Origin of the sequence: Pimelobacter simplex (assembly GCF_024662235.1) — a bacterium.
GTDB lineage: Bacteria > Actinomycetota > Actinomycetes > Propionibacteriales > Nocardioidaceae > Nocardioides.
Genome location: NZ_CP096276.1, coordinates 6041330 through 6067845, shown reverse-complemented (window position 1 = coordinate 6067845; position 26516 = coordinate 6041330). Strand labels below are relative to the sequence as shown.

General features: G+C 72.4%; 24 protein-coding genes. 9 read left to right on the top strand and 15 right to left on the bottom strand.

Annotation, left to right across the window (positions count from 1 at the left end; translation table 11 throughout):
• The first annotated feature begins 27 nt into the window (after window positions 1–27).
• Together M0M48_RS29795 and M0M48_RS29790 are read left to right on the top strand one after the other, a co-directional pair.
• Entirely contained in the window at window positions 28–927 is a 900-nt protein-coding gene (locus tag M0M48_RS29795; RefSeq protein WP_257753890.1) for a LysR family transcriptional regulator, read from the top strand.
• Between the two features lie 99 nt (window positions 928–1026).
• Window positions 1027–1428 (top strand): hypothetical protein, encoded by a 402-nt coding sequence (locus tag M0M48_RS29790; protein WP_257753889.1) that lies wholly within the window; start codon window positions 1027–1029, stop codon window positions 1426–1428.
• A 26-nt stretch (window positions 1429–1454) separates the two neighbouring features.
• On the opposite strand, the gene M0M48_RS29785 is transcribed toward M0M48_RS29790, so the two are convergent.
• Together M0M48_RS29785 and nrdR are read right to left on the bottom strand one after the other, a co-directional pair.
• A complete protein-coding gene (locus tag M0M48_RS29785; RefSeq protein ID WP_257753888.1) occupies window positions 1455–4346 on the bottom strand; it encodes a vitamin B12-dependent ribonucleotide reductase in 2892 nt (963 codons plus the stop codon).
• 123 nt (window positions 4347–4469) lie between these two features.
• Window positions 4470–4985 (bottom strand): transcriptional regulator NrdR, encoded by a 516-nt coding sequence (gene nrdR, locus M0M48_RS29780; protein WP_215813275.1) that lies wholly within the window; start codon window positions 4983–4985, stop codon window positions 4470–4472.
• A 375-nt stretch (window positions 4986–5360) separates the two neighbouring features.
• Between nrdR and M0M48_RS29775 the strand changes: the two genes are divergently transcribed.
• Window positions 5361–5690, top strand: a complete 330-nt coding sequence (locus M0M48_RS29775) for a hypothetical protein (RefSeq protein ID WP_215813276.1) — start codon at window positions 5361–5363, stop codon at window positions 5688–5690.
• Between the two features lie 399 nt (window positions 5691–6089).
• Here M0M48_RS29775 and M0M48_RS29770 read toward each other — a convergent pair whose 3' ends face one another.
• On the bottom strand, window positions 6090–6467 hold the full coding sequence (locus M0M48_RS29770) for a LysM peptidoglycan-binding domain-containing protein (protein ID WP_257753887.1): 378 nt from the start codon (window positions 6465–6467) through the stop codon (window positions 6090–6092).
• A 295-nt stretch (window positions 6468–6762) separates the two neighbouring features.
• Between M0M48_RS29770 and lexA the strand changes: the two genes are divergently transcribed.
• Both lexA and M0M48_RS29760 read left to right on the top strand, forming a co-directional pair.
• Complete coding sequence (gene lexA / locus M0M48_RS29765; RefSeq protein ID WP_215813278.1) at window positions 6763–7518, top strand: transcriptional repressor LexA; 756 nt, start codon at window positions 6763–6765, stop codon at window positions 7516–7518.
• A 59-nt stretch (window positions 7519–7577) separates the two neighbouring features.
• Window positions 7578–9188 (top strand): MXAN_6640 family putative metalloprotease, encoded by a 1611-nt coding sequence (locus M0M48_RS29760; protein ID WP_257753886.1) that lies wholly within the window; start codon window positions 7578–7580, stop codon window positions 9186–9188.
• On the opposite strand, the gene M0M48_RS29755 is transcribed toward M0M48_RS29760, so the two are convergent.
• From M0M48_RS29755 to hflX, 4 genes are read right to left on the bottom strand one after another with little or no spacing between them, the layout of a single operon-like run.
• Complete coding sequence (locus M0M48_RS29755; RefSeq protein WP_374587055.1) at window positions 9166–11178, bottom strand: ATP-dependent DNA helicase; 2013 nt, start codon at window positions 11176–11178, stop codon at window positions 9166–9168. The genes M0M48_RS29760 and M0M48_RS29755 overlap by 23 nt on opposite strands.
• 60 nt (window positions 11179–11238) lie before the next feature.
• Entirely contained in the window at window positions 11239–12051 is an 813-nt protein-coding gene (locus M0M48_RS29750) for an LLM class flavin-dependent oxidoreductase (protein ID WP_257753885.1), read from the bottom strand.
• 9 nt (window positions 12052–12060) lie between these two features.
• A complete protein-coding gene (locus M0M48_RS29745) occupies window positions 12061–12750 on the bottom strand; it encodes an SGNH/GDSL hydrolase family protein (RefSeq protein ID WP_257753884.1) in 690 nt (229 codons plus the stop codon).
• Window positions 12751–12754: 4 nt separating this feature from the next.
• Window positions 12755–14293 (bottom strand): GTPase HflX, encoded by a 1539-nt coding sequence (gene hflX / locus M0M48_RS29740; RefSeq protein ID WP_257753883.1) that lies wholly within the window; start codon window positions 14291–14293, stop codon window positions 12755–12757.
• A 143-nt stretch (window positions 14294–14436) separates the two neighbouring features.
• On the opposite strand from hflX, the gene M0M48_RS29735 reads away from it, so the two are divergent.
• Window positions 14437–14868: a hypothetical protein gene (locus tag M0M48_RS29735; protein ID WP_215813283.1), complete on the top strand. Its 432-nt coding sequence runs from the start codon at window positions 14437–14439 to the stop codon at window positions 14866–14868.
• Here M0M48_RS29735 and M0M48_RS29730 read toward each other — a convergent pair.
• Window positions 14843–16543 carry an alkaline phosphatase D family protein gene (locus M0M48_RS29730; protein ID WP_257753882.1) on the bottom strand — a complete coding sequence of 567 codons (1701 nt, stop codon included), beginning with the start codon at window positions 16541–16543 and terminating at the stop codon, window positions 14843–14845. The genes M0M48_RS29735 and M0M48_RS29730 overlap by 26 nt on opposite strands.
• A gap of 92 nt (window positions 16544–16635) precedes the next feature.
• Here M0M48_RS29730 and M0M48_RS29725 point away from each other — a divergent pair, with 92 nt between their 5' ends.
• Window positions 16636–17184, top strand: coding sequence for a hypothetical protein (locus M0M48_RS29725; protein WP_257753881.1), 549 nt, complete (start codon window positions 16636–16638; stop codon window positions 17182–17184).
• A gap of 275 nt (window positions 17185–17459) precedes the next feature.
• Here the strand turns inward: M0M48_RS29725 and M0M48_RS29720 are convergent, their stop codons facing one another.
• The 3 genes from M0M48_RS29720 to M0M48_RS29710 form a co-directional block, all read right to left on the bottom strand.
• The gene (locus tag M0M48_RS29720; RefSeq protein WP_215813286.1) at window positions 17460–18236 is read right to left on the bottom strand and encodes an SDR family NAD(P)-dependent oxidoreductase; all 777 of its coding nucleotides are present in this window, start codon (window positions 18234–18236) and stop codon (window positions 17460–17462) included.
• Between the two features lie 71 nt (window positions 18237–18307).
• Window positions 18308–19138 carry a diaminopimelate epimerase gene (gene dapF / locus M0M48_RS29715; protein ID WP_257753880.1) on the bottom strand — a complete coding sequence of 277 codons (831 nt, stop codon included), beginning with the start codon at window positions 19136–19138 and terminating at the stop codon, window positions 18308–18310.
• Window positions 19139–19169: 31 nt separating this feature from the next.
• Window positions 19170–20558, bottom strand: a complete 1389-nt coding sequence (locus tag M0M48_RS29710; RefSeq protein ID WP_257753879.1) for a phospholipase D-like domain-containing protein — start codon at window positions 20556–20558, stop codon at window positions 19170–19172.
• 208 nt (window positions 20559–20766) lie between these two features.
• Between M0M48_RS29710 and M0M48_RS29705 the strand changes: the two genes are divergently transcribed.
• Window positions 20767–21456 (top strand): hypothetical protein, encoded by a 690-nt coding sequence (locus M0M48_RS29705; RefSeq protein ID WP_257753878.1) that lies wholly within the window; start codon window positions 20767–20769, stop codon window positions 21454–21456.
• A 15-nt stretch (window positions 21457–21471) separates the two neighbouring features.
• Here M0M48_RS29705 and M0M48_RS29700 read toward each other — a convergent pair whose 3' ends face one another.
• The 4 genes from M0M48_RS29700 to M0M48_RS29685 all read right to left on the bottom strand — a co-directional run bounded on the left by M0M48_RS29700 (window position 21472) and on the right by M0M48_RS29685 (window position 24909).
• Entirely contained in the window at window positions 21472–22119 is a 648-nt protein-coding gene (locus M0M48_RS29700) for an MSMEG_1061 family FMN-dependent PPOX-type flavoprotein (RefSeq protein ID WP_215813290.1), read from the bottom strand.
• Window positions 22116–22685, bottom strand: coding sequence for a dihydrofolate reductase family protein (locus M0M48_RS29695; RefSeq protein ID WP_257753877.1), 570 nt, complete (start codon window positions 22683–22685; stop codon window positions 22116–22118). Before M0M48_RS29695 ends, M0M48_RS29700 begins: the two co-directional genes overlap by 4 nt.
• On the bottom strand, window positions 22682–23596 hold the full coding sequence (locus M0M48_RS29690; protein ID WP_257753876.1) for a helix-turn-helix domain-containing protein: 915 nt from the start codon (window positions 23594–23596) through the stop codon (window positions 22682–22684). Before M0M48_RS29690 ends, M0M48_RS29695 begins: the two co-directional genes overlap by 4 nt.
• A gap of 68 nt (window positions 23597–23664) precedes the next feature.
• Window positions 23665–24909: a PucR family transcriptional regulator gene (locus tag M0M48_RS29685; protein ID WP_215813293.1), complete on the bottom strand. Its 1245-nt coding sequence runs from the start codon at window positions 24907–24909 to the stop codon at window positions 23665–23667.
• Window positions 24910–25076: 167 nt separating this feature from the next.
• On the opposite strand from M0M48_RS29685, the gene M0M48_RS29680 reads away from it, so the two are divergent.
• Complete coding sequence (locus M0M48_RS29680; protein ID WP_257753875.1) at window positions 25077–26516, top strand: class I adenylate-forming enzyme family protein; 1440 nt, start codon at window positions 25077–25079, stop codon at window positions 26514–26516.

Below are 26516 nucleotides of genomic sequence, written 5' to 3'. Positions count from 1 at the left end.
TCCATACGCTTCGCGTATTCTCGTCGCGTGCGCATCCGAGACCTCGAGTGGCTGGTCGCACTGGCCGACCACCAGCACGTGACCGACACCGCCGCGATCCTCGGCGTCACCCAACCCACGCTCTCCCGAGCCCTCGCGCGCGCCGAGGACGAGCTCGGCGTACGCCTCTTCGAGCGCGTGCCCGACGGCCTCACCACCACCCCCAACGGCGCCTTCGTCGTCGACGCCGCCCGCGACCTCGTCGCCCGCTACCGCCAGATGACCACCGAGATCGAGACCCGCCTCGACCCCGACCGCGGCATCGTCCGCCTCGCCTTCCTCGACTCCATGGCGACCTCCCTGGTCCCCCGCATCCTCCGCGGCTTCCACCACCAGGCCCCCGGCGTCCGCGTCGAGCTCTCCCAAGAACCCGCCCACGCCATGCTCCGCGACCTCAACGCCGGCACCGTCGACCTCGCCATCACCTCCGGCCGCCCCGACGGTGACTTCGGCTGGATCACGCTCCAGCACGAACGCCTCGTCCTCATCGTCCCGCCCACCCACCGCCTCCGCACCCGCAAGCGCATCGACCTGCGCGACCTCACCTCCGAAGAGCTCGTCACCACCCCCCTCGGCTTCGGCTTCCGCACCCTCGTCGACCGCCTCCTCACCGACGCCGGCATCACCCTGCCCGTGTCCTTCGAGAGCGCCGATCTCGCGACCATCGAAGGTCTGGTCGCTGCGGGGCTCGGGGTGGCCGTCGTACCGGAGGCGTTCGCGGGGGTCTCCGGCACCGTCGGCATCGCGCTCACCGGGGCGAACGCGCGGCGCAGCGTGGGGATGACGTGGCGGACGGATCGGGGGCTGGAGCCGGCGGCGGAGCGGTTCCGGGAGTTCGTGGTGGGTGAGGCGCCGTACGGGACCAGTGGCGCCGGAAGCCACGCCTAGGGAGGGATCCCCCACGGCCCGGCCGAAACGGCCGCGCGGCGGCAGAGCACCGTTGTAGGTTGGCGCACCCCTCAGCCCCCCACCCGATCCGGAGTCCCCGTGAGCATCCACCTCGTCACCCGCCGCATCGTCGGCGGCATCCTCGTCCTCGCCGCCGTCGCCGTGTGGTTTGTGATGGCCCCGGACGACGACGCGCCGTCCTTCGGCAACGCGCGCGGCACCATCGAGTCCGACGACGACCGCAACAACGGGCTCGCCGACGGCGCACCGCAACAGGCGGTCGTCAACGGGTGGTCCGCCAACAAGTACCTCGAACTGATCTCCAAGCAGCTCGAGGAAGCGCGGAACCACGACGCGGAGGTCGCCGATCCGCGTCTGCCCGCACTCGCACTGCTCGGCGTCCTCGGTCTCGCGGTGGTGCTGATCACCAGCGAACGTTCGACGACGCCGGCCGGGCCGCCCCCTCCGCTCTCACAGCACAACGGCCCGGCCCCTCACTGAGGGACCGGGCCGTTGGACGTACTGGCTCAGCTGCAGCCGCTGGTGCTGCCGCAGCCCTCGCACACGTAGCACGAGCCGGCCGGCCGCATCTTCGTGCCGCAGGTCATGCACAGCGGGCTGTCGACCGCGTGGCCGGTGATCTGCTCGAGGAGCTCGGCCGTGGTCTTGGCGACCTTGACCTCGGGGGCGCCGGCGAGGGGGTCCTCGTCGGCGACCTCGACGACCTCGGCCTCGACCGGGGCGGTCTTGGCGACGGGGGCGGTGTCGACGAGCTCGGAGGCGTTGCCGGTCTCCTCGACGGGCTCGTACGAGCCGGTCTCGAGGTGGCGCTGGCGCTCGTCGGCGGAGTAGATGCCGAGGGCGGCGCGCTCGTCGAAGGACAGGTAGTCCAGGGCCAGGCGACGGAAGACGTAGTCCATGATCGACTGCGCCATCCGGACGTCCGGGTCGTCGGTGAGGCCGGCGGGCTCGAAGCGGAGGTTGGTGAACTTCGAGACGTAGGTCTCGAGCGGGACGCCGTACTGGAGGCCGATGGAGACGGCGATCGAGAAGGCGTCCATCACGCCGGCCAGGGTGGAGCCCTGCTTGCCGAGCTTGAGGAAGATCTCGCCGAGGGCGTTGTCGTCGTGGGCGCCCGAGGTCATATAGCCCTCGGCGCCGGCCACGGTGAACGACGTGGTGCGGGCCTGGCGGGACTTCGGGAGGCGCTTGCGGGTGGGGGCGTAGACGATCTTCTCGACGACCTTCTCGACGACCTTGCCCTCGGCAGCGGCGTCGGCAGCGTCGGCGGCGTCCTTCTTGGCCTTGCCGCCGCCGTCGGCCAGGGGCTGGCCGACCTTGCAGTTGTCGCGGTAGATCGCGGTGGCCTTGAGGCCGAGCTTCCACGACTCGAGGTAGATCTGCTCGATGTCCTCGACGGAGGCCGACTCGGGCAGGTTGACCGTCTTGGAGATGGCGCCGGAGAGGAAGGGCTGGCAGGCGGCCATCATCAGGACGTGGCCCATCGGCTTGAGCGAGCGCTCACCCATGGCGGTGTCGAAGATCTCGTAGTGCTCCGGCTTGAGGCCGGGGGCGTCGACGACGTGGCCGTGCTCGCCGATGTAGGCGACGATCGCCTCGACCTTCTCGCTGTCGTAGCCCAGCTTCTTGAGGGCGCGCGGGATGGTCTGGTTGACGATCTGCAGCGAGCCGCCGCCGACGAGCTTCTTGAACTTCACCAGGGAGAAGTCGGGCTCGATGCCGGTGGTGTCGCAGTCCATCATGAAGCCGATGGTGCCGGTCGGCGCGAGCACGGAGGCCTGGGCGTTGCGGAAGCCATTGGTCTTGCCGAGCTCGACGACCTGGGCCCACTCCTCGGTGGCCAGCTTGTGGACCTCGGCGTCGGCGATGTGGAGCGTACGGACGTCGTCGTTGGCCGCCTGGTGCTTGCGCATGACGCGCTGGTGGGCCTCGGCGTTGCGGGCGTAGCCGGCGTAGGGGCCGACGATCGCGGCGAGCTCGGCCGAACGACGGTACGACGTACCGGTCATCAGCGAGGTGACGGTCGCGGCCATCGCGCGGCCACCCTCGGAGTCGTAGCCCAGGCCCATGGCCATGAGCAGCGCGCCGAGGTTGGCGTAGCCGATGCCGAGCTGGCGGTAGTCGCGGGTGGTCTCGCCGATGGGCTCGGTCGGGAAGTCGGCGAAGCAGATCGAGATGTCCATCGCGGTGATGATCAGCTCGACGGCCTTCGCGAACAGGGGGGCGTCGAAGGTGTCGTCCTCGCGCAGGAACTTCAGCAGGTTGAGCGAGGCGAGGTTGCACGAGGAGTTGTCGAGCGACATGTACTCCGAGCACGGGTTGGACGCGGTGATCCGGCCGGTCTCGGGGTTGGTGTGCCAGGCGTTGATCGTGTCGTCGTACTGCAGGCCCGGGTCGGCGCAGGCCCAGGCGGCCTCGCTGATCTTGCGGAACAGGCTGCGGGCGTCGACGGTCTCGATGACCTCGCCGGTCATCCGGGCGCGCAGGCCGAAGTCGGTGCCGGCCTCGACGGCGCGCATGAACTCGTCGTTGACGCGCACCGAGTTGTTGGCGTTCTGGTACTGGACCGAGGTGATGTCCTTGCCACCGAGGTCCATGTCGTAGCCGGCGTCGCGCAGGGCACGGATCTTGTCCTCCTCGCGCCACTTGGTCTCGACGAACTCCTCGATGTCGGGGTGGTCGACGTCGAGGACGACCATCTTGGCCGCACGACGCGTGGCGCCGCCCGACTTGATGGTGCCCGCCGAGGCGTCGGCGCCGCGCATGAAGGAGACCGGGCCGGACGCCGTACCGCCGCTGCTGAGGAGCTCCTTGGAGGAGCGGATCCGGGAGAGGTTCAGGCCGGCGCCGGAGCCGCCCTTGAAGATGAAGCCCTCTTCCTTGTACCAGTTCAGGATCGAGTCCATCGAGTCGTCGACGGAGAGGATGAAGCACGCGGAGACCTGCTGGGGAGCGGTCGTGCCGACGTTGAACCACACCGGGGAGTTGAAGGAGAAGTACTGGTGCACGAGCAGCCAGGTCAGCTCGTGCTCGAAGACCTCCGCGTCCGCCACGCTCGCGAAGTAGCCGTGCTCCTTGCCCGCCTTGACGTACGTCGACACGACCCGGTCGATGAGCTGCTTGAGGCCGCGCTCCCGCTCCGGGGTGCCGACCGCGCCGCGGAAGTACTTGGTGGTGACGATCGTGGAGGCGTTGAGCGACCAGAAGTCGGGGAACTCCACACCGAGCTGCTCGAAGACGGTCTCGCCCGTCTTCCAGTTGGTCTGGACGACGTCCCGACGCTCCCAGGTGATCTCGTCGTAGGGGTGGGTGCCCTCGGTGCTGAAGACGCGGTCGATCTTCAGGCCCTTGCCGGATGCGGCGCCTGCGGCGGTCGGGTTGCTGGCCGTCTCGGTCATGACTCTCCTGGTCTCCTGGTGTGCGACGTGGCGGGGGTCGGCGGTGCGGCGATGGATGCGCGCTCTTGGGGAAGGGTGGTGGCCCGGCAGGCAGCTTCCCCACTACCTGCCGGGCGTTCGTGGTCAGCCCGTCGGGGCTGAGGCGGTCGCGAGACCGCCCGGGGCTCCGCCCGACTCGCTCTGCAGCTGGCGCTCGGCACGCAGCAGGGCGATCTCGTTCTCGAAGTCCGCCGCGGAGTCGAACCCGCGGTAGACGGAGGCGAAGCGGAGATAGGCCACCTCATCGAGGCGGCGCAGGGGCGAGAGGATCGCGAGGCCCACCTCGTGGGCCGCGATCTCGGGGCTGCCGGCGAGTCGCAGCTGGTCCTCGACCTCCTGGCCCAGGCGGGCCAGGTCGTCCTCGTCGACCGGGCGGCCCTTGCAGGCCTTCCGGACGCCGGCGACGGCCTTGTCGCGCGTGAACGGCTCGGTCGCGCCGGAGCGCTTGAGCACGGTCAGCTGCATGGCCTCGACGGTCGTGAACCGCTTCTCGCACGCAGGCGACTGGCAGACCCGGCGACGCCGGATCGAGCAGCCGTCCTCGGATACCCGGGAGTCGAGGACCTTGGTGTCGTTGTGCTTGCAGTACGGACAGTGCATGGTTCCTCCTCCCGAGTCGGCGCTTGTGGACAAAGGGGCTTCCCCTGTGCACAAACGAGGATGTTTCTGTGTACTTCACGCCAGGTCCTGTGGACCTATATGTGGAGAACTACATCGTTGTAACTACTAGATGTAGTGGTAACCGTACGCCCCGGGCACGACGGACGCAAGACCGCGCCCCGGCCTGTCGCGCGGACCCGCTCAGCACGCCTGAAACACGGCGGGATTTGGGTGCGGGACCGGTCTGGACGTCGTCCGCGGAGGGGGTCGGGAGGGCGGTTCGAGGGCCTCCGGGGAGCCTGTGGATCGACGAGGTGCGCCCTAGACGGAGGGTTGCCGACCCATTCCACCCACCCATCAGCAACAATGACCGCCGTGGCAGGAGGAAAGCGGGCCGGCGATCGGACGAAGGCGCGATTCCGCCCTGCCCTGCTCCTGCTCGCGGCCGGGATCACGTTCGCCCTGGTCGCCTGGGGGTACCTGGTCCTCGCCGCCATCGACTTCGGCGCGACCGCCCGCCACGACGACAAGACCGGCGCCTGGGCGCTGCTCGTGGTCGCCTCGGCGGGCGCCATGCTCTGCCTGTTCCTGGCGTTCATGCTGGCCGCGCGGTTCTCGCGGGCACTCGGCCTGACCTCCGCGCCGGACCCGAAGCCCAAGCGCGACCCCGACGCCCCCAAGGGCGGCAAGCGCGCCGCTCGCTGACGGTCGGCCCGGCCGCCCGGCCCGGGCTCGGACCCGCAGCCAGGGCTCGAGCCCGCGTTCCCCCCGCCCGACTCGGCAGAGGCGCGCCCGGAGCGGCCCGGCAGGGGTTGGGGCCCGGAGCGGCCCGGCAGGGTGCGGCAGGGGTTGCGCCCCGACCCACGCGGCCTGCCCCGGTCTGGCCGCCCAGCAACCCGGCACCGCGCGGACGACAACTGCGAGCGCGGCAGCGCGTCGAGAGGCGCTCTCCCGGCAGCTTGCTGCCGCCCAGGAGCGCCGAAGACGCGCTCGCGCCCAAAAACGCGAGCGGCGGGATCCGGGTGAGGTCGGTCGACCGGATCCCGCCCCTCGTCTTCCCCAACTCCGCTGGGGTCGAGTCAGCGGAGAAGTTCAGGTGGCGGCTCAGCTGTCGGCGGGGACGCGGAGGTCCTGGCCGACGTAGACGGTGCCGCCGTCCAGCGCGTTGAGCTGCTCGATGCGCTGCATCATGTCGCGCACGTCGTCGCCGGTCGTGGCGGCGGCGTCGCTGGCGATGTCCCACAGGGTGTCGCCGGGGGCGACGGTGATGACGTCGACCTCGGCGGGCGCCGGGGCGGCGTCGCGGGAGGCGGCGGAGCCGGCGGCGAGCCAGATCGCGGCGACGACGACCGCGGTGAGCGCGAAGAGGAAGACCACGAGGCGTCCACGGCGGGTCAGCCGGACCTGTCCGGTACGGCGCACGGCAGGCGCAGCCGTACGACGGGCGGGGGCGACGCGCGGGGCAAGGGTGACGGTGCTCATGGTGAACCTCCGGGGGAAGTGGACGGATCCCTGTTTGTAGTCAGGGGGTCCGACGGAAGTCGTCTCGATCAGGTGTTCGATCGAACGTGTGTACGAGACTAGATCATGTGTTCGAACAAATCCAGCCCTCGTTCGAAAATCCGTTCGAGAGTCTCCGGCCGGCTCGCGCAGGCAAGAGCCGACACGCCCGTTCGAACACGTGTTTGAAAAGGGGCGGCGACTTCGGTTAGCGTCGTCACACCGTCCCGGTTCGGGCCGGGCCGCGAGACCGTCGCCGATCTGGAGGGCACCACCCATGGCTGACCGCAAGGCCGACAAGCAGGCCGCCAAGCAGGCGAGCAAGGTCACCGAGCTGCCCGACGGCCCGGCGGACGCCACCGGACTCACGCCGCGCCAGCAGCGGGTCCTGGCCCACATCAAGGACAGCATCGAGAAGCGCGGCTACCCGCCGAGCATGCGCGAGATCGGTCAGGCCGTCGGCCTGACCAGCACCTCCAGCGTCGCCCACCAGCTGCGCACCCTCGAGGAGAAGGGCTACCTCAAGCGCGACCCCAACCGGCCGCGCGCCCTCGAGGTGTTCCTGCCCGAGGTGATGGCGGCCCGGCGCGCCATCGGCAACGTCGAGGACCCCGACCGCCCGGCCTACGACGAGACCGGCATCGGCGACGCCGCGCCGGTCCCGGCCAACGTGCCGGTCGTCGGCCGGATCGCCGCAGGCGGCCCGATCCTGGCCGAGGAGCGGGTCGAGGACGTCTTCCCGCTCCCCCGCCAGCTCGTCGGCGACGGCCAGCTGTTCCTGCTCGAGGTCAGCGGCGAGTCGATGATCGAGGCCGCGATCTGCCACGGCGACTACGTGGTGATCCGCCAGCAGCCGACGGCCGAGAACGGCGAGATCGTCGCGGCGATGATCGACGGCGAGGCGACGGTCAAGACCTTCCAGCGCAAGGACGGTCAGGTGTGGCTGCTGCCGCACAACCCGGCCTTCGAGCCGATCGACGGCACCCACGCCACCATCCTCGGCAAGGTGACCGCCGTCCTTAGGCGGGTCTGAGCGCTCGGTGACGTAGGGTCAGGGGGTCTTGTCGTCCAGGCGAAAGCCCGATCTTCCCCATGACTTCTCGCAGCCGCTTCCCCCGCGCCGCGTTCCTCGTCCCGTCCCTGCTGACCGCGCTGCTGGTGGTCCCGCTCACCGGCGCCGCGGCGCAGGCCGAGACGGGCAGCCCAGTGCCGCCGACCGACCTCGCGGGTCTGGTCGTGGACCCGCTGACCGGCACGCTCGCTACGGCGACCGCGGCTGACCCGGCTGATCCGGCCGCGCCGGTCGACCCGCAGGCCGAGGCCGAGGCGGCGCTCGAGACGGTCCAGGGCATCATCGACCCGGCCACGCCGGTCACGACGACCGACGGCAACGACCTGACCCTGGCGCTGGCCGACCTGGCCACCACCCGCAACGACCTGCCCAGCGGCCTCAAGAAGGACGCCGCGCGACTGCTCGCCCGGCCCAACCCGAACGACCCGGCCGGTGGCATCGAGTGCACCTCGGGCTCCGGCCTGCCCTGCTACGGCAGCGTCCCCGAGGCCCCCTCGGTCTGCGAGAACGGCATCTGCGTCCACTACGTCGCCTCCGGCGTCAACGCCGCGAGCGGCGCCTGGGCCGCCGACGTCCTCGACGTGATGCAGTACGTCGCCGGTCGCTACGCGACCGCCGGCTACCGCAAGCCGCTCTCCGACGGTGCCGCCGGCATGTCCAGCGGCGGCGTCGGGAACGTCAACGGCGCCTTCGACGTCTACCTCGCCGACCTCGGCAAGTACGGCCTCTACGGCTACTGCACCACCGACCGCCAGGTCGGCGGCCACGGCACCGCCCCGGCCTACTGCGTGCTCGACAACGACTACTCGGCCGCCGAGTTCGGCCGGGCCCACACGCCGACCGAGAACCTCCAGGTCACCGCGGCCCACGAGTACTTCCACGCCGTCCAGTTCGCCTACGACATCGGCGAGGAGCGCTGGATGATGGAGGCGACCGCAACCTGGGCCGAGGACGAGCTCTACGACAACGTCAACGACAACCGCCAGTTCCTCAGCAGCGGTCCCCTGGGCCGCCCGGCGCAGGCGATGACCAACGCCAACGGGGCCTACGGCGCCTGGATCTTCTTCCGCTACCTCAGCGAGCGCTTCCCGACGCCGGCCGGCGGGATGCCGGTGATCATCCGCGACATCTGGAACCGGGCCGCCGGCACGACCGACGCCCGGACCGCACTCAACCGCACGCTGGCCGCGCGCAACACCGAGCTGCGCAAGCAGTTCGGCTGGTTCACCGCGTGGAACCGGCGCCCGGCGGCGTACTACTCCGAGGGCTCGGCCTACCGGGCGGCGCCGCTGTGGCGCTCGTACCGGCTGACCATGGGTCGCAGCGTCTCGGCGCGCACCGACATCAACAAGCTGGCCTCGCGCACGGTCCGCTACAAGAGCGCGCTGCAGCGCGCCGGGCGGCTTCGGGTCGACGTCAACCTCAGCTCGCGCAACGCCGGTGCCTTCGCGATCGTCACGATCAAGCAGAAGAACAAGCCGGCCGTGACCCGCAAGGTCAAGATCAACGCCAAGGGCGACAAGCGGGTGGTCTACCCGTTCGGCCGCAACGTCCAGTGGGTCGAGATCAACCTGTCGAACTCCGGCAACAAGACCCGTGCGGCCAAGATCAGCGCTCGCGTGATCCGCTGACCTCGGCCAGCCGGGTCAGGGCCGACCGCACGACCGCCGGGTCGGTGGTCGGCCACATCGGCGGCAGGCTCGCCTTCAGGAACGACCCGTAGCGCGCGGTCGCCAGCCTCGGATCGAGGACGGCGACCACGCCTCGGTCGTCCGTGGTGCGGATCAGCCGGCCCGCGCCCTGGGCGAGCAGCAGCGCGGCGTGGGTCGCGGCGACCTGCATGAAGCCGTTGCCGCCGGCCTTGTCGGCCGCCTTCTGGCGCGCGCTCATCAGCGGGTCGTCGGGGCGCGGGAACGGGATCCGGTCGATGATCACCAGCTGGCAGGTGTCCCCCGGTACGTCGAGTCCCTGCCACAGGCCCAGCGTGCCGAACAGGCAGGTGTAGGGGTCCTCGACGAACTGCCGGGCCAGCTCGGGCAGCTGCGCCTCGCCCTGGGCGAGCGTGGTCAGGTGGGGCAGTGCCTTGCGGACGTGCTCGGCCGCGGCCTCGGCCGCGCGGCGGCTGGAGAACAGGCCGAGGGTACGGCCGTCGGCGGCGTCGATGAGCTCGGTGATGGCGTCGAGCTGGGCCGGGCCGAGGCCGTCGCGTCCGGGCGGCGGGAGGTGCCGGGCGACGTAGAGGATGCCCTGCTTGGGGTAGTCGAACGGGCTGCCCACGTCGAGTCCACGCCAGGGCTGGGCGTCGTCGGGCCAGTCCGCGCGGGGCGCGGCAGAATCGACCCGCTCGGACGGCTTGAGGCCGACCGAGCCGGCCACGGTCGAGAAGTCGCCGCCGAGCATGAGCGTCGCCGAGGTGAGCACCACGGTGTTGTCGGCGAGCAGCCGGTCGCGCATCTGGCCCCAGACCTGGAGCGGCGCGACGCAGAGCATCGGCGGGATCCGGTCGGTGCCCTCGGTGCGCCAGAGCACGTCGGCCTCGGAGAAGGCGGCCATCCGCTCGGCGGTGGTGAGCACCTCCTGGACCATGCCCTTGGCCTGGGTGAGCGCGGCGTCGGGCTCGCTGCCCGACTCCGCCTTGGGGTACGCCGACAGGCAGGCGCGCGCCGCGTCCCGGACCAGCGTGAGCGCGTCGGCGAGGTCCTCGGGCACCCGCTCGAAGCGTCCGGTCGGCGCATCGGTGATCGCCGCGCGCAGCGCGTCGGCCGCATCGGCGAGGTCGTCGCCCTCGCTGCCCTCGACGTGGCGGATGCTGCGCCGCGCGGCCCGCTCGACCTCGGCGGCCCAGAGCTCGTCGGTGGCGGCCTGGGTGACCCGTGCGGCGAGCTCGTGGGCCTCGTCGATCACCACGGCGTCGTACTCGGGGATCATCGGGATGCCCTCGATCGCGTCGATCGCGAGCAGGGAGTGGTTGGTGACGATGAGGTGGGACTTGTGCGCCTTCTCCTTGGCCCGCTCGGCGAAGCACTCCTCGCCGAAGGCGCACTTGCTCGCGCCGACGCACTCGCGGGCGGTGACGCTGACCTGGCGCCACTCCTTGTCGGTGTGGCGCGGGGCGTCGTCCCGCTCGCCGGTGCGGCCCTTCTCGGAGGCCTGCTCGGCCCACTCGCGCAGCGCGAGGACCTTGCGCCCGAGGGCGCCGAGCGCGGCCTCGGCCTGGATCAGCTCGCCCTGCTCGTCGGGCGCGCCCTCGCGGACCCGGTGCAGGCAGGCGTAGTTGGAGCGCCCCTTGAGCACCGCGTACGACGCGTCGACGCCGGGTGTCGTCCCGACCGCCTTGACCAGGCGGGGCAGGTCGCGCTCGACGAGCTGGTGCTGGAGCGCCAGGGTGGCGGTGGCGATGACGACGCGCTGGTCGTGGAGGAGCGCGGGGACCAGGTAGCCGAGCGACTTTCCGGTACCGGTGCCGGCCTGGACGAGGAGGTGCTCCTTGTCGGCGAAGGACTCCGCGACGGCCTCGGCCATCGCCAGCTGACCATCGCGCTGCTGGCCGCCGAGGGCCGCCACCGCCGACGCGAGGAGCTCGCGGACGGGCGGGGTCTGCACGGCGGCGCGAGTGGTCACCGGAGAACCCTAGATGGTCCGGCGCCGCCGCTTGCGCGCCCCTCCACAGGGGCGCCCGGCTCAGCGGAACGGACCGTCCCGGATCACCCCGGCGAGCTCGTCGGCGGTGATCGTGTGCGGGTCGACGTCGGCCAGCCACCAGGTGGCACCGGCCTGGGCGAACGCCGCGAGGTCGGCCGTCCCGGGCAGCGGTACGGCGACCTCGTACGGCGTCGCGGCGGCCCCCGCCTCGGTCCGCAGCAGGTCGATCCGGGCGAGGGCCGTGACGAGCTGGTCGGGCTGCTCGAGGTTGACGGGGACGAAGCCGTCGGCCCGTGCTGCCCGCTCGAGCGGGCGCCGGTAGCCGGGGAACCCGGCCGTCCAGATCGGGATCTCGCCCCGGACCGGGCGCGGGAGGAACGTGACGTCGTCGATGGTGCACCAGTCGGCGTCGTACTGGACCGGCTCGCCGGACCACGCCGTGCGCAGGATCGTGATCGTGTCGTCGAGCATCGCGGCCCGGCGCCGGTCGTCGACCTCCTCGCCGAACCGGGAGAACTCCTCGCCGAACCGGTCGCTGCCGAGACCCGCGCCGAGGACCAGGCGGCCGCCGCTGAGCAGGTCGAGCGTGACGCTCTGCCGGGCCAGGACCTGCGGCCGGCGGCGCGGCAGGGCGCTCACCATCGGGCCCAGCCGGACCGAGGTGGTCGCGGTGGCGACCGCGGCGAGGGTGGTCCACGGGTCGGCGACGGCCTGGACCGGAGTCCGCCAGCGCACGTGGTCCCAGACGAAGAAGCCGTCCCAGCCGTGCTCCTCGGCCGCTACCGCCAGCCGGACGACGACCGCAGGGTCGGCGAGCTCGTCGAACAACGGGACCCAGACGGCCGACTTCATGGACCGACGCTAGACGCCGGGGACGCCGAGCGCACGGACCCGGTCCGCGACGGCCTCGCCGAACACGCGCTGGCCCGCCGCGTCAGGGTGCAGCCGGTCGCGTTGGTAGGTCAGCTCGACCCCCACCAGCGACAGGTACGGCGTCGCGTGGGCCGCCGCGAGCCGGGCCAGCTCGGCGTCGACGGCCCGCACCGTGCCGGCCGGCCGCTCGGGCGCCGGCGGTGGTCCGACGACGAGCACCGGACGGTCCTCGAGGACCCCCATCAGCCGGTCGAAGCCGGCGGCGAGCGCGGCGATCGGCTGGTCGTAGTCGTTGAGCCCGCCCTCGACCACGACCAGCGCGGTGCCCGGGCGCAGCGCGGACCGGGCCCGCACGGCATAGGAGACGTCGCCGCAGCCGCTCGCAGCGGCGCTGAACCCGCTGCCCGAGAAGCCGTCGACCCGCACCCGGCCGGGCAGCCGTACCGGCCAGGACTGGTCGGGGCGCAGCCCGGCGCCGACCGCGTAGGAGTCGCCGATCACCAGCACCTCGGGTCCGCTGCCGGTGACGAGCGCGGCACGGGCGTCGGCCCGCTCCCGGACCGCGCCGCAGTGGTCGCCACGGGCACCGGCCCGGGCCCACACGGTCAGGCTGACCGCGGCGGTGAGGACCACGGCGAGCACGCCGAGCGTGACCCGGCGCCGCCCCGGCCCCACCACGGCGTCAGACCGCGTAGGCGGCGAGCTCGCCGGCGAGCGCCTCGGTGGCGCGGCCGGTGACCCGGGTGCCCTCGGCGGTGTGCTCGAGCGTGCCGATCTCGCCGTCCTTGTGGATCCGGTCGATGAGGTCGCCGCGCGCGTAGGGCACGAGCGCGGTGAACTCGACCTGCGGGCGCGGGAGGTCGGCCTCGATCGCCGCGATGGCGGCGGCGATGCCCTCGCCCGTGCGCGCCGAGACGGCGACGGAGTGGGGCTCGCGGCGCAGCAGCCGGTCGACCACCAGCGGGTCGGCCGCGTCGGTCTTGTTGATGATGACGAGCTCGGGGACGTCGCCGGCCTCGATGTCGGCGAGCACCTCGCGCACCGCGGTCAGCTGGCCCTCGGGGTCGGGGTGCGAGCCGTCGACGACGTGCACGATGAGGTCGGCGTCGGCGACCTCCTCGAGCGTCGAGCGGAAGGCCTCGACGAGCTGGTGCGGCAGGTGCCGGACGAAGCCGACGGTGTCGCTCATCGTGTAGATGCGCCCGTCCCCCGTCGTCGTACGCCGGGTGGTCGGGTCGAGCGTCGCGAACAGCGCGTCCTCGACGAGCACGCCCGCACCGGTGAGCCGGTTGAGCAGGGAGGACTTGCCGGCGTTGGTGTAGCCGGCGATCGCCACGGAGGGGATCTCGTTGCGGCGGCGCTCCTGGCGCTTGGTGTCGCGGGTGCCCTTCATGACCTTGAGCTCGCGGCGCAGCTTGGCGATCTTGTCGTTGATCCGGCGCCGGTCGGTCTCGATCTTGGTCTCACCGGGACCACGGCCACCGATGCCGCCGCCGTCGGCGCCGACCCGGCCACCGGCCTGGCGGGACAGGTTGCCGCCCCAGCCGCGCAGCCGCTGCTTCATGTAGCTGAGCTGGGCGAGCTCGACCTGGGCCTGGCCCTCCTTGGACTTCGCGTGCTGGGCGAAGATGTCGAGGATCAGCGCGGTCCGGTCGACGACCTTGACCTTGACCTTGTCCTCGAGGTTGCGCAGCTGGCTCGGCGCGAGCTCACCGTCGCAGATCACGGTGTCGGCGCCGGTCGCCTGCACGATCTCGCGCAGGCCCTCGACCTTGCCGCGGCCGATGTAGGTCGCCGGGTCGGGCGACTGGCGGCGCTGATAGATCGCGTCGAGCACCTCGGAGCCGGCCGTCTCGGCGAGCAGCGCGAGCTCGGCCATGGCGTTCTCGACGTCGGCCACGGTGCCCTCGGTCCACACGCCGACGAGCACGACGCGCTCGAGGCGGAGCTGGCGGTACTCGACCTCGGTGATGTCCTCGAGCTCGGTGCGCAGGCCGGCGACGCGGCGCAGCTCGTGGCGCTCGACCAGGTCGAGGTCGCCGGTGGTCAGGTCCTCGGCCTCCTCGGGGTCGGCGTCGGCGTAGCCGGAGACCCAGCCGTCGTCGTCGCCCTCCGCCGCGTCGGCGTCGTCGATCGGGTCGGTCAGGTCGTCGGGGTCGTCCCAGCCCTCGGTGGCGCGCAGCGCGGCAGCGAGGGAGAAGTCTTCAGCATGGTTCGTCATAAGCGTCTCCAGGGTAACGACGCCGCCGAGCCGATGCTTCCCGTTTATCGGCGGTGGTCCCGGCGGTGGCCCCGGCGGCACGCGCATCATCTGCGGGGCCGCACGCTTTGCGGATCCGCACTTTGTGCGGCACCATCGGAGACATGACCGATCCGAGCGTCCCGCGCCGCGGCGACCGGCCCACCCGGGTGCCGGTGGTGCCCTCGGTCGGCGTGCTCGCCCAGATCCGGCAGGCGCTCGACGAGGCCGAGGGCAGGGACCCCGAGCTGGCCCTGCCCTACCTGCGCGAGGCTGCCGACCGGATCACCCAGCTCATCGACGAGGCGATGGCGACCGCCGTGCTCCACGGCCAGGCCTCGCTGCGCGCGGCGGGGGCCCAGGCCGGGCTCACCGAGAACGCCGTCGGCCCGCGGCTGGCGCGGACCCACTCGCTGGCGGCGTACGCCGACGAGCGCGGCCGGGTGACCGCGTCCGCGGTCGCGCGGGCCCGCTACGACCTCGAGAACGGCCAGCCCCGCCTGCCCGCCGAGCAGCTCGAGTCGCTGCGGTTCAAGTCCCGGCGCGCGCCGGGCTGACCAGGGGCTCCGGCTCGAGGGTGCGGCGCCACAGCGGCGTGGCCGCGCCGTCGTACAGCGTGACGGTGAGGGCGCCCGACGCGGCGACCTGGAGGCTGCCGATGTGCTGGTTGTCGGGGCGCGGCGCGATCTTGACGTTCAGGTCCTCCTCCTTGCCGTGCGAGAAGACCGCGCGCGGACCGAAGGTCGCGTCGAGCTGGTCGTCCTTGGGGGTGAACGGCGAGCAGTGCAGCGGTCCCGAGACGAACTCCCAGAACGGGTCGAAGTCGGTGAACAACGCGCGCTCCGGGTGGTAGTGGTACGCCGCCGTGTAGTGCACGTCGGCCGTCACCCACACGACATTGCGGATCCGGTACCGCTTGATCGCCGCGAGCACCCGGCCGATCTCGTGCTCGCGGCCCAGCGGCGGGCCGCCGTCGCCGTTCGAGACGCCGTCGAGGTCGTAGGTCCGGCTGGCCGGCGCCGAGAGCGGCTGGTCGATCGAGACGACCTTCCAGGTGGCGGTGGAGCGGCGCAGCCCGTCGATCAACCAGGCCTCCTGCTCGCGGCCGAGCAGACCGGCCGCCACCCGGTCCCGTACGACGGCCGGGTCGTGGTCCGGGTTCGGCCCCCGCCAGCTGCGCATGTCGAGCAGGAAGAGGTCGAGGTGCTGCCCGCGCGGGATCCGGCGGTAGAGGCGGGTCGCGACGAAGCCGTCGCCGTCGGCCGGCACCAGGCGCTTGACCGGCACCGGCTGGTACTCCTGCCAGGCCCGGCGCCCGCGCACGGCCAGCACGTCCGCGCGACGCTCGGTGTAGGCCTCGTCGTCGATGATCTCGCCGGGCCACCAGTTGTTGCACGTCTCGTGGTCGTCCCACTGCACCGCGGTCGGCACCGCGGCGTGGAAGGCGCGCGCGTTGTCGTCGTGCAGGAGGTAGCGGTGCCGGCCGCGGAACTGGTCGAGCGTCTCGGCGACGCCCAGCACGTCCTCGGTGAGCTCGTTGCGCCAGGTGGTGCCGTTCTCGGGCAGCAGCACCGAGTCGGTCATCGGCTCGTCGGCGTAGATCGTGTCGCCCACGTGGATGAAGAGGTCCGGGCGCAGGTCGAGCATCGTCCGGTACGTCGTGACGCCGCCGCGCGCCAGATCGATCCCCCAGCCCTGGCCGAAGGTGTCGCCGGACCAGAGGACCGTCTGCGCGGCCGCGTGGATCGGCGCGGTCGCGAAGGTCAGGTGCTCAGGGGCGCTGCGCTCCCCCTCGGGCGTCTCGAACCAGATCTCGGCGGCGTACTCGCGGCCGGGCGCGAGCCCGGTCAGGTGCACGCGCGCGGTGAGGTCGGCGCGCGGGTCGGTCCACGGGCCGCGGACCAGGCGCCGGTGCCGGCCGTTGCTGTGCAGGCGGACCATCATCCGGCTGGGGCCGGGCGCCCGCGACCAGAGCACGGCGGACGTCGTACCGACCTCGCCGCTGCGGGCGCCGGTGGTCAGATCGACGCGGCGCTCGACGAAGGCCGGCGTACGGCCGAGCAGGCCGAGCGCCGGGACGGACACGCCGGAGAGCCCGGCGACGATGGTGGTGCGGCGGCCCACGCGGAGCTCACCGAGGCGGTTCCGGTCATCCCAGAGCAGCGTCACGCTCGTAGCGAACCGGCCGCCGACGACGCCGTCCTGAGCACTGCGCGGCGTGATGGTGAACACCCGAGGGACGCCACCCATAGCGAGTGCCCGGGTTGGCTCGTTGGCGTGGTGTGAGTGCTCTACGGCCGGGGGGCGAGAGCAGGACCTTCGCGTTGATCGCAGTCGCCTCCGTCATCGTCATCGTCGCCAGCTTCCTTTCTCTGCGGCCGGGACCGTCCGACCGCGCCATCGACTCGACACCGCGGGCGGACGACTCCTCCTCGGCGCCGACCAGCACCCCGTCACCGGCCACGCCGGTCAAGGGCACCACGGTCGACCCGTCGGCGACGGACGCCGGACCGGGCGACCTGTTCGGCGGGCACACGTCCGGGCTCGGCGTACCGCCGGGACTGCAGGGGGCAGGCGACTACTCGCAGCTGCCCAAGCACACCCTGACGGTGCGGATGTCGACCGCCGGCACGCTCGGCACGGTCGCCTGGATCATCCCGACCAGCGTGGAGAACCACGAGGGCACCGCCGTCGTGCGCGGCAGCACCTGGTCGTTGACCACCACGGTCTACGGCAACCCGGACTACGCGGTGGTGTTCGCCCAGCAGGGGCGGGTGGACCAGCCGGTCAACTGCACGATCACGGTCGACGGCCGGGTCACGGAGCGGCGCTCGACCAAGGGCGCCTACAGCGCGATGTGGTGCGAGGGCTAGCTCCGATTTGCGCGAGCGCGTCTTCGGCGCCGGTAGGGGCAGCAAGCTGCCGGGGGGCGCCTCTCGACGCGCTGCCGCGCGCGCGGTTGACCTCCGCTCGGTGCAGGGCTCACTGGGCGGCCAGACCCAACGGCGGCTTGGGGCGCGAGCGCGTCTTCGGCGCCGGTAGGGGCAGCAAGCTGCCGGGGGGCGCCTCTCGACGCGCTGCCGCGGGCGGGCGGGGCGGGTCTCCCGCCGCGCTGCGCTGGCGCGCGGCGGGAGGCGCCCGGTGCTGACTACTTCGGGGGCATCCGGATGCCGCCGTCGACGCGGATGACCTCGCCGTTCATGTACGCATTGGTCAGGCACTCGACCACCATGCTGGCCAGCTCGGCCGGCACGCCGAGGCGCTTGGGGAAGAGCACGCTCTCGCCGAGCTTGGCCTTGAACGCCTCGGCCGCCTCGCCCTCGCCGTAGATCGGGGTGTCGATCAGGCCGGGGGCGACGGTGTTGAGGCGGATGCCGGCCGCGGACAGGTCGCGGGCGACCGGGAGGGTCATGCCGACGACGCCGCCCTTGGACGCCGAGTACGACGCCTGGCCGATCTGGCCGTCGAAGGCGGCCACGCTGGCCAGGTTGACGATGGCGCCGCGGCAGCCGTCGGCGTCGGGCTCGTTCTGGCTCATCACGGTGGCGGCCTGGCGGACCATGTCGAAGGTGCCGATCAGGTTGATCGCGACGACCTTGGTGAACGCCTCGAGCGAGTGGGCCGACTCGAGCTGGCCGTCGCGGCCGATGGTGCGCTGGGCCCAGCCGATGCCGGCGGAGTTGACCACGGCGCGCAGCGGGGCGATCTCGGCGGCGGCCTTGACCGCGCCGGCGATCTGCTCGGTGTTGGTGACGTCGACCTGGGCGAAGACGCCGTTGATCTCGGCGGCGAGGGCCTCGCCCTTGTCGGCCTGGAGGTCGGCGACGACGACGGTCGCGCCCTGGGCGGCGAGCGCGCGGGCGACCGCGGCGCCGATGCCTGAGGAGGCGCCGGTGACGATGGCAGAGGATCCGGTGAGTTCCATGGTCGGGAGCATAGGGCGGAGCCCGGCACCGTGACACCGTCGGTGTCACTGTCAGAGACGTGGGCGGCTGCTCAGAGCGCGGTGGTGCCCGCGGCCACGACGACGGCGGGGCCGGTCATCAGGATCCGGTCGTCGGCGGTCCAGCTGATCCGCAGCGTGCCGCCGGGCAGGTCCACGCGGTAGTCGGTATCGCGCGGGGCGTCGTCGGCCAGCGCCGTGGCGACCATGACCGCGCAGGCGCCGGTCCCGCACGAGCGGGTCTCGCCCGAGCCACGCTCGTGGACCCGCATCGCGACGTGGCGCGCCCCGCGGCGGACGACGAACTCGACGTTGACACCCGCCGGGTAGACCGCCGGGTCGTGGGCCGGCGCGGCGAGCAGCGGGCCCGCGTCGGCGAGGTCGTCGACGAAGGCGACCGCGTGGGGGTTGCCCATGTCGACGTGGAGCGCCGGCCAGGCGTGGTCGGCGACCGCGACCTTGGTCTCGCCCAGGACGGCGGGCACACCCATGTCGACGGTGATCTCACCGTCGGCCGCACCACCCGCGAAGGTGAGCACCTTGACCCCGGCCCGGGTGGCGACCGGGACGGGGCGTGCCGGGTCGGCCAGCCCCTGCTCGGCGAGGTAGCGGCCGAAGACCCGGACGCCGTTGCCGCACATCTCCGAGACCGAGCCGTCGGCGTTGCGGTAGTCCATGAACCACTCCGCGTCCTGGCCGGCACCGTCGGCACCGATCGCCGCCGTACGGATCACGCGGAGCACGCCGTCGCCGCCGATCCCCGCGCGCCGGTCGCACAGCGCGCGGACCCGCTCGGGGGTCAGCGCGCCGTGGACGGTGCCGTCGGGGTCGGGCAGCAGGACGAAGTCGTTCTCGGTCCCGTGGCCCTTGAGGAAGGGGTACACGCCTCCAGCGTAGGGGGTGCGACCCCGTCGCTCAGAGGCCCTGCTCCTTCATGAACGAGTACGGGTCGACCGGCATGATCCGGCCCTCGACCACCGAGGACTTGACCGGGGCGAGGTTGACCGGGCCCCAGCGCTTCGGGCGGTGTTTGAAGAGGAAGTCGGTCCAGTCGATGTAGGCCTTGGTCATCGAGATGTCGCGGAACTCGCCCACGACGTCGTCGCTGGCCAGCGGGACCGAGCTCCAGTTGGCGCTGCCGTTGTAGACCACGCGCGCGTTGGTCCGGCCCTCGTAGACGCCGCTGATCGCCATCGCCTTGGTGTGCAGGTAGATGTCGTAGACGCCGTTGCGGTCGCGGTCGTAGGCCAGCTGGAGCTTGGCGACCTTGCCGCGGGTCAGGATCTTGTGGACGTCCCCGCCCATGAGGGCGTAGACGATCCGGATGTCGCAGCCGGCCTTGCGGAGCTGGACCAGCTTGCGGGCGAGCTTCTTGCCGCGCTCGCCGTGGATCGCGGTCTGCTGGATCCGGATCTTGGTGCGGCCCTTGAAGCCCGCCCCGCCCGTCGCGCCGCGGCACGTGATCCGGTTGAGCCGGTACATGTCGGGGTCGCCGATCTTGGTCGGGATCGCGCCCTTGTAGGGGTAGAAGTCGACCATCTGGGTCGGGCTGAACCGGGCCCGCACGAAGGCGCGGCTGCCCTGGTTCCGGTCGAGCTTCATCTGGTTGAAGATGTTCTGGAAGGTCGTGTAGATCTTCTTGTTGTTGACCCAGGTGTAGAGGTCGTTCCACTGGTCCTCGGCGGCGACGTTGGTGGCGTTGTTGGAGCCGAACATCGTCACGTAGCTGCGGTCGTTGACCCGGCTGAAGAGGTAGAACTTCGAGTGCGGGATGCCGCGCTTGCCCCGGCACGAGCTGGAGCACTTGCGCAGCCAGCTCTGGACCGGGCGGTTCTCCTTGCCCTTGAGCACCTTGGCGACCGCGGCGGCCTCGGGGTTCGGGTGACCCGGGCCCCAGTTGACCTTGTCCATGATGATCTGGACGGCGACGCCGCGCTTGTGGGCGCGGATCAGCGACTTCATCCACGAGCGGCCACGGATGTTCCATGCCGCCATCTGGATCACGTCACCGCGCCGGGTGCTGTCGATGCTGCGCAGGATGTGGCGCCGGATCGTGTTGGCCTTCTTGCCACCCCGGTTGTAGGGCTCGTTGAAGCGCAGCCCCGGGTTGGGCCGGTAGCTGTCGGCCTTGTTGCGCGCCGCAGGCGTCACGGGCGCCTCGGCGAGCGGTGGCGCCTCCGCCACCGACGCCGGTACGACGACCGGTGCGGGCGCCGCGGAGGCGTCGGAGAGAGCCACGCCGGGGAGCAGGCTCACGCCCAGCACCGTCGACAGAAGCGTGCAGGTCAGGAGGCCGAGTCTCATGGAAAGCACAATCTGGGTGACAACGAAGACCGTGTCACCTTACGTGACTCACCCCGCCGGATCATCGAGCCCGCGCCGTCCGCGCCGGGGAAGCGCCCCGGAAGTGCCCGGGAAGCGCCCCGGGTGCGACCTCGGGTGGACGCCGGGAGGGCGCAGATCAGCCCGCGGTCCGACGCGGACGGAGGCCGCTCGCGCCTAGCGTCGGGGCATGACCTCCTCACGTCAGCTGACCGTGCTCGGCGCGGTCCTCGTCGCCGCCGTCGCGTTCGCCCCGAGCCTGCTCGCCACCCTCGTGGTCGGCGACTTCTCCAGCGTCGGCGCGCTGCGCGACGGGCTGCCCGGCGCCTTCGCCGAGCACTGGCGCCTCGGGGACGGCACGCTGGGCCACGCGCTGAGCCGCGCGGCCGACTACTGGGCCACCTTCCACCTGGTGAAGGCGGTCGCGGCCGCGCTCCTGCTCGCCGTCGTGGTGAGCGTCCTGCGCCGCCGGCGCCGGCGTCCCCCCGTCGCCACGGCGGGCCTGGTGCTGGTGGCCGCGGCCGCCGTGGTGCTCGTGATCGCCAACGTGCAGGGCGCGATCGCTCCCGTCTCCTCGCTGCTCTCGATGCTCCCGGCGGACGCGGTGTCGGCCGCCGCCGATGCCCGGGGGACGACGGCGTTCGACGGGCTCGTGCACGACTTCGCGGTCTACCACGCCGTGGTCGCGGTCCTCGCCGGCGCGACAGCGGTCGTGCTGGCCGTCATGGGCGTGCGCTCCTGGCGCCGGCGCGGCCGGCCGACGGCCGTCGTCGCCCTGTCCGCGGCGGTGCTGCTGGGCGTCGTCGCGCTGGCCAACACCACCACGACGATGGACCCGGAGCCGGCGCTCGTCGGCTTCCTCGACGCCGGGAGCCGGTGAGGCGGTGGCTCCGGCTCAGGCCGGCGGCGCGCCGTAGAGCCCCTGCTCGTAGCGCGGGCCGTAGTAGTCGTCGAGCTCCTCGAGCGGCGTGTCCGGCCGCTCCAGCCGGTGCGAGAGGACGGCACGGCGCGGCACCCGCGACTCCGGCTCCCAGGTCTCGGGGCGCCACAGCTGGGAGCGCAGGAACGCCTTGGCGCAGTGGAAGAAGATCGTCTCGATCTCGACGACCACCGCCAGCAGGGGCCGGTGCCCCTTGACCACCATGTCGTCGAAGAACGGCGCCTCGCTCACCAGCCGGGCGCGGCCGTTGATCCGCAACGTGTCGCCGCGGCCGGGGATGAGGAAGTTCAGCCCGACCTGGGGGTTGACCAGGATGTTGCGGTAGCCGTCGGCCCGGCGGTTGCCGGGCCGCTCGGCGATCGCGAGGGTCGTGTCGTCGATGACGTGGACGAGCCGCCCCGCCGGGTCGCCCTTGGGCGAGACGTCGCACCGGCCCTGGTCGTCGGCGGTGGCGACCATGCAGAACGGCGAGGAGGCGAGCCAGTCGCGGTCGACGTCGGTCAGCGCCGCGCGCTCCTTGTTGCGCACGGCGACCGTCGGCTCGCCCAGCAGGGCGGTGAGGGCGGCGTCGTCGGTGATCTCGGTCCAGGTCTCGGCGCTCACCCGTCCAGGTTAGGCCGGTCCTCCTTCAGCGCGCCGAGCACCTCGTAGCGCGCGGTGACGAAGGCGCCGTTGGGGGCGGTCTCGACCAGGCGCAGGTCCATCCGGCGCGGCAGCAGCGGGCGTCCGGCGCCGAGCACCACGGGCGCGACCGACACGATCACCTCGTCGAGCTGCCCGGCGTCCGCGACCTGGCCGGCCAGGTCGCCGCCCCCGACCACCCACACGTCCTTGCCGTCGGCGGCCGCGCGCAGCTCGTCGAGCACGGTGGCGATCTCGCCCTGGGCGAACCGCACGTCGGCGCCCTCGGGCGTCCCCAGCGTGCGGGAGGTCATCACCCAGGTGGGCTGGGGGTAGTACCAGGGCTCGCCGTTGCGCTTGATGTTCGCCAGCACCCACTCGTACGTCGTCGAGCCCATCACGAGCGCCCCGATGGTCGCGATGAACTCGCCGTAGTTCTGGGGTCCGTGCTCGTCGAGGTCCTGGCGCATCAACCAGTCGAGCGAGTCGTCCGGGTCGGCGAGGAAGCCGTCCAGGGTGGTGGCGGTGTAGTAGACGACGCGGGTCATGCGTGCTCTCCCCTCTCGGCGCGCAGCCAGGTGATCGGGTCGCCGTCGTCGGTCTCGACTCCTGCGCTGCGCAGCAGGTGACGGGCGAGCTGCCGCCGGTGGGCGGCGAAGGTCAGGACGTGGGCGACGACGCTGCCGAGCTGGAAGCTCTCCGGCGGCTCGCACAGCGCGTCGATGAGCCGATCGTCCCACCCGGCGCGCGCCTCGACCCCGCGGACGAACGCCAGCCAGCGGGCCGCGACCTCGTCGTGGCGCTCGAGCAGGTCGGCGGCGCTCGCGTCCGCGGGCCGCTCGGGGAGGTCGTCGCCGTCGATCGCGGCGAGCCAGACCTCCTTGGTACCGACGTGGTGCTCCAGCACGACCGCGATCGACTCCTCGGGGCCCTCCCACGCGTTCACCTCGTGGCCGGGGATCCGGACCTGGCGGAAGACCTCGTCGGAGAGCCCCTTGGCGAGCTCGAGCAGCACCCGGGTGTCGTCGAGGTCGTGCCGGACGAGCTGGTCGGTCAGCGGGTTCATGGTCTGCTCCGTGCTGTGCACCCACAGGCTCGTGGGCGGGTGGAAGTGGATGCCGTTGCCGGCCGGCAGCCAGGTGCTGCCCTCGGCCCCGCCGACGCTGCTCGGCGGGTGCCCGTAGGCCCGGGTGAACGCCCGGCTGAAGCCCTCGACCGACGCGTAGCCCGCCTCCCAGGCGGCATCGGTGACCGTGCTCCCCTGCCCCAGCCGCCAGGCCGCACGCTCCAGCATCACCCGGCGCCGCATCGCGACCGGCGCCTCGCCGGTGTCGCGCGAGAGCACCCGGCTGAAGTGGTACGGCGACGCGTACGCGCCGTCCGCCATCTGCTCCAGCGTCCGGTGGTCCTCGTCGAGCACCGCGTCGAGGAGCTCGCGGAGGCGATCACGGCCGGTCATGGGACCAGTGTCGTCGCTCGGGCGGGCGGGCCGCTTGACCGTTCTTGCGCAGGTCCGCTCCGCACCCGTCAGGACCGGCCGAGCACCTCGGGCCCGAGCCAGCGGCAGGCGATCAGCGCGAGCTCGAGGTCGAGACGGTCCTCGCCGAGCGGCTTGCCGCGGGCCTCGACGGCCCGGTCCACGCGGTACTTCACGGTGTTCTTGTGCAGGTGCACCCGGGCCGCGGTGGCGACATAGCTCTCCCGCTCCTCGACGAACGCCAGCAGCGTCTCGCGCAGCCGGGCCGCGCCCTCGGAGTCGTCGGCGAGGTCGCCGAGGGTCCCGCGCACCATCCGGCGGGTGCTGGGCAGGTCGCGGGCGAGGAGGGCGGCGGCGCGCACGGTCGGGTCGTCGTACCCGATGACGTGGCCGGCGGGGAGCTGCCCGAGCTGGGCGACCTCGTGGGCGGCGGCAGCGCCGACGTGGGTGATCCGGAAGCCGGGCTCACCGGCGCCGGGCTCGCCGACCGCGACCGACACCGGGGCGCCGCACTCGGCGACGACGGTGCCGACGACGCTGAGGTCGGCCTCGGCCGTGCGCCCGATCGGCACCCACGCCCAGGCGGTCTCGCGGTCGCGCGGGACGAACAGCGGGTGCCCGGCCGCGCCGAGCCGCTCGGCGATCCGGCCGACGGTCCGCTCGACCACGGCGAGGTCGCCCGCGCCCGCCTCGGTCCACAGCACGAGGCCCAGGTGGTGCTGGCGCAGCCGGTAGCCGAGCGCGGCCTCGGTCGCGGCCAGGTCGAGCCGGTCGTCGCGCAGCAGCGCGTCGACGGTCTCGCGCTGGACGGCGCTGCGGTTGGTCAGCCACCGCTCGCGCTCGGACTGGTAGGCGCCGATGACCTCCTCGGAGACCGCGTCGACGTACACGAACGAGGTCTCGGTGAGCAGCCGGCTCGTCTCGAGCGCCAGCACCGGGTCCGGGACCCGGCGCTCGATCTCCTCGTAGGCCCAGCGCAGGATGAGCTGCTGGCCGAGCCGGTAGGCCCGCAGCAGCGCGCTGGGCAGGGTGCCGCGCTGGGCGAGCCGGCGGGCGTACTCGACCGCCGCGGACGGCGCCTGGATGTCGGTGACCGGGACGTGCCCGCGCAGCAGGTGCGAGAGCGTCTCGAGGTTGGACCCGGCGCTGCCGTTGAGCAGGTCGACGAGGACCGGGTCGCGCGGCAGCTCGGGGATCCGCTCCCCGAACTCGCGCACCAGGAAGGCGGTCAGCTCGACCCGGCGCTCGGCGAGGAGCGCGGCGACGCCCTGGAGCTCGCTCTCCGCGTCCGGCACGCTGCGCCCCCTTGGTCGTTGGCCCCCGAGACCAACGGTGACGGCGGTCACGCCAGGATGCCAGACCGGGACGGCGACCCGCCTTGGCCCCGGCACGCCGATTCCGGCGACCGGGTTTGGTTCCGCGCACCAAGAACCGTGGATCGGTCGCGTCCTACGGTCCCAGCATGACGCTGACCTACCTCCCCTGGCGCCGCCCCACGGCGTACGACGAGCGCCCGTGTGTCCGCGACGAGCGGATCGCGCTCGACTACCGCGGGTTCGCCGTGCGGGTCGAGGCCGCGGCCGAGCACCTCGCCGCGCAGGGTGTCCGCCGCGGGTCCGTGGTCGCGGTGATGCTGCCGAACCAGGTCGAGCTGCTCGTCGTGATCATGGCCGCCTGGCGTCTCGGCGCGGCCGCGACGCCGGTCAACCCGACGTTCACCGCCACCGAGTCCGGGCACCAGATCAGCGACTCGGGCGCGGTGCTCGTGATCGACCGCGACAACGTCGCGGACCTGCCGACCGAGCCCGCCGGCACGCTGCCGCCGGCCGAGACGGCGCCGGGCGACCTCGCGCTCCTCGTCTACACGAGCGGCTCGACCGGCCGGCCCAAGGGCGTGATGCTCGACCACGGCAACCTCGCCGCGATGATCTCCGGGATGGGCGAGGGCATCCGGGCCGGCGCGGACGACCACTGCCTGCTGGTGCTCCCCCTGTTCCACGTCAACGCGATCTGCGTGAGCTTCTTGACGCCGATGTCGGTCGGCGCCCAGCTGACCGTGCTGCAGCGCTTCCACCCGGTCGAGTTCCTCGGCGCGATCGAGCGCTACCGGCCGACGTACTTCTCGGCGGTGCCGACGATCTACAGCCACCTGGTCGCGCTGCCGGCCGAGTTCACCGCCGACGTGAGCTCCGTGCGCTTCGCGATCTGCGGCGCCGCCCCCGCGCCGCCGGAGCTCTTCGCGGCCGTCGAGAAGCGGTTCGGCTTCCCGCTGGTCGAGGGCTACGGCCTCTCCGAGGGCACCTGCGCGTCGACCTGCAATCCCGTCGACGGCGTCCGCAAGCCCGGCACGGTCGGTCCCGCGCTGCCGGGCCAGCTGGTCGCGATCATGGCCCCCGACGGCGCGCTGCTGCCCGCCGGCGAGCGCGGCGAGGTCGTCGTCAAGGGCGACAACGTGATGCGCGGCTACCTCAACCGGCCCGAGGCCACCGCCGAGGTGCTCGGCGACGGCTGGCTGCACACCGGCGACGTCGGGATCCTGGACGAGGACGGCTACCTGCGCATCGTGGACCGGATCAAGGACATGATCATCCGCGGGGGCGAGAACATCTATCCCAAGGAGATCGAGAACGTCCTGCACGGCGGGACCGGCGTCCTGGAGGCGTCGGTGGTCGGTGGCGCCGACTCCGTCTACGGCGAGGTACCGGTCGCGTTCGTCGCGCCGGAGCCCGGCGCGGTGATCGACGTCGACGTCCTCCTCGCCCGCTGCCGGGAGGAGCTGACCAAGATCAAGGTCCCGGTCGTGGTCCACGTCCTGGACGCGCTGCCCAAGAACCCCGTCGGCAAGATCGACAAGCCCGCCCTGCGGGCCCGTCTCGCCGCCACGACGAGCAAGGAGTCCTGA

What these genes read in the sequence shown, in the direction of transcription:
- M0M48_RS29785 (WP_257753888.1), bottom strand. Translation starts at nt 4,346, where the DNA reads ATGACCGAGACGGCCAGCAACCCGACCGCCGCAGGCGCCGCATCCGGC.
- nrdR (WP_215813275.1), bottom strand. Translation starts at nt 4,985, where the DNA reads ATGCACTGTCCGTACTGCAAGCACAACGACACCAAGGTCCTCGACTCC.
- M0M48_RS29770 (WP_257753887.1), bottom strand. Translation starts at nt 6,467, where the DNA reads ATGAGCACCGTCACCCTTGCCCCGCGCGTCGCCCCCGCCCGTCGTACG.
- lexA (WP_215813278.1), top strand. Translation starts at nt 6,763, where the DNA reads ATGGCTGACCGCAAGGCCGACAAGCAGGCCGCCAAGCAGGCGAGCAAG.
- M0M48_RS29760 (WP_257753886.1), top strand. Translation starts at nt 7,578, where the DNA reads ATGACTTCTCGCAGCCGCTTCCCCCGCGCCGCGTTCCTCGTCCCGTCC.
- M0M48_RS29750 (WP_257753885.1), bottom strand. Translation starts at nt 12,051, where the DNA reads ATGAAGTCGGCCGTCTGGGTCCCGTTGTTCGACGAGCTCGCCGACCCT.
- hflX (WP_257753883.1), bottom strand. Translation starts at nt 14,293, where the DNA reads ATGACGAACCATGCTGAAGACTTCTCCCTCGCTGCCGCGCTGCGCGCC.
- M0M48_RS29735 (WP_215813283.1), top strand. Translation starts at nt 14,437, where the DNA reads ATGACCGATCCGAGCGTCCCGCGCCGCGGCGACCGGCCCACCCGGGTG.
- M0M48_RS29720 (WP_215813286.1), bottom strand. Translation starts at nt 18,236, where the DNA reads ATGGAACTCACCGGATCCTCTGCCATCGTCACCGGCGCCTCCTCAGGC.
- M0M48_RS29710 (WP_257753879.1), bottom strand. Translation starts at nt 20,558, where the DNA reads ATGAGACTCGGCCTCCTGACCTGCACGCTTCTGTCGACGGTGCTGGGC.
- M0M48_RS29705 (WP_257753878.1), top strand. Translation starts at nt 20,767, where the DNA reads ATGACCTCCTCACGTCAGCTGACCGTGCTCGGCGCGGTCCTCGTCGCC.
- M0M48_RS29695 (WP_257753877.1), bottom strand. Translation starts at nt 22,685, where the DNA reads ATGACCCGCGTCGTCTACTACACCGCCACCACCCTGGACGGCTTCCTC.
- M0M48_RS29690 (WP_257753876.1), bottom strand. Translation starts at nt 23,596, where the DNA reads ATGACCGGCCGTGATCGCCTCCGCGAGCTCCTCGACGCGGTGCTCGAC.
- M0M48_RS29680 (WP_257753875.1), top strand. Translation starts at nt 25,077, where the DNA reads ATGACGCTGACCTACCTCCCCTGGCGCCGCCCCACGGCGTACGACGAG.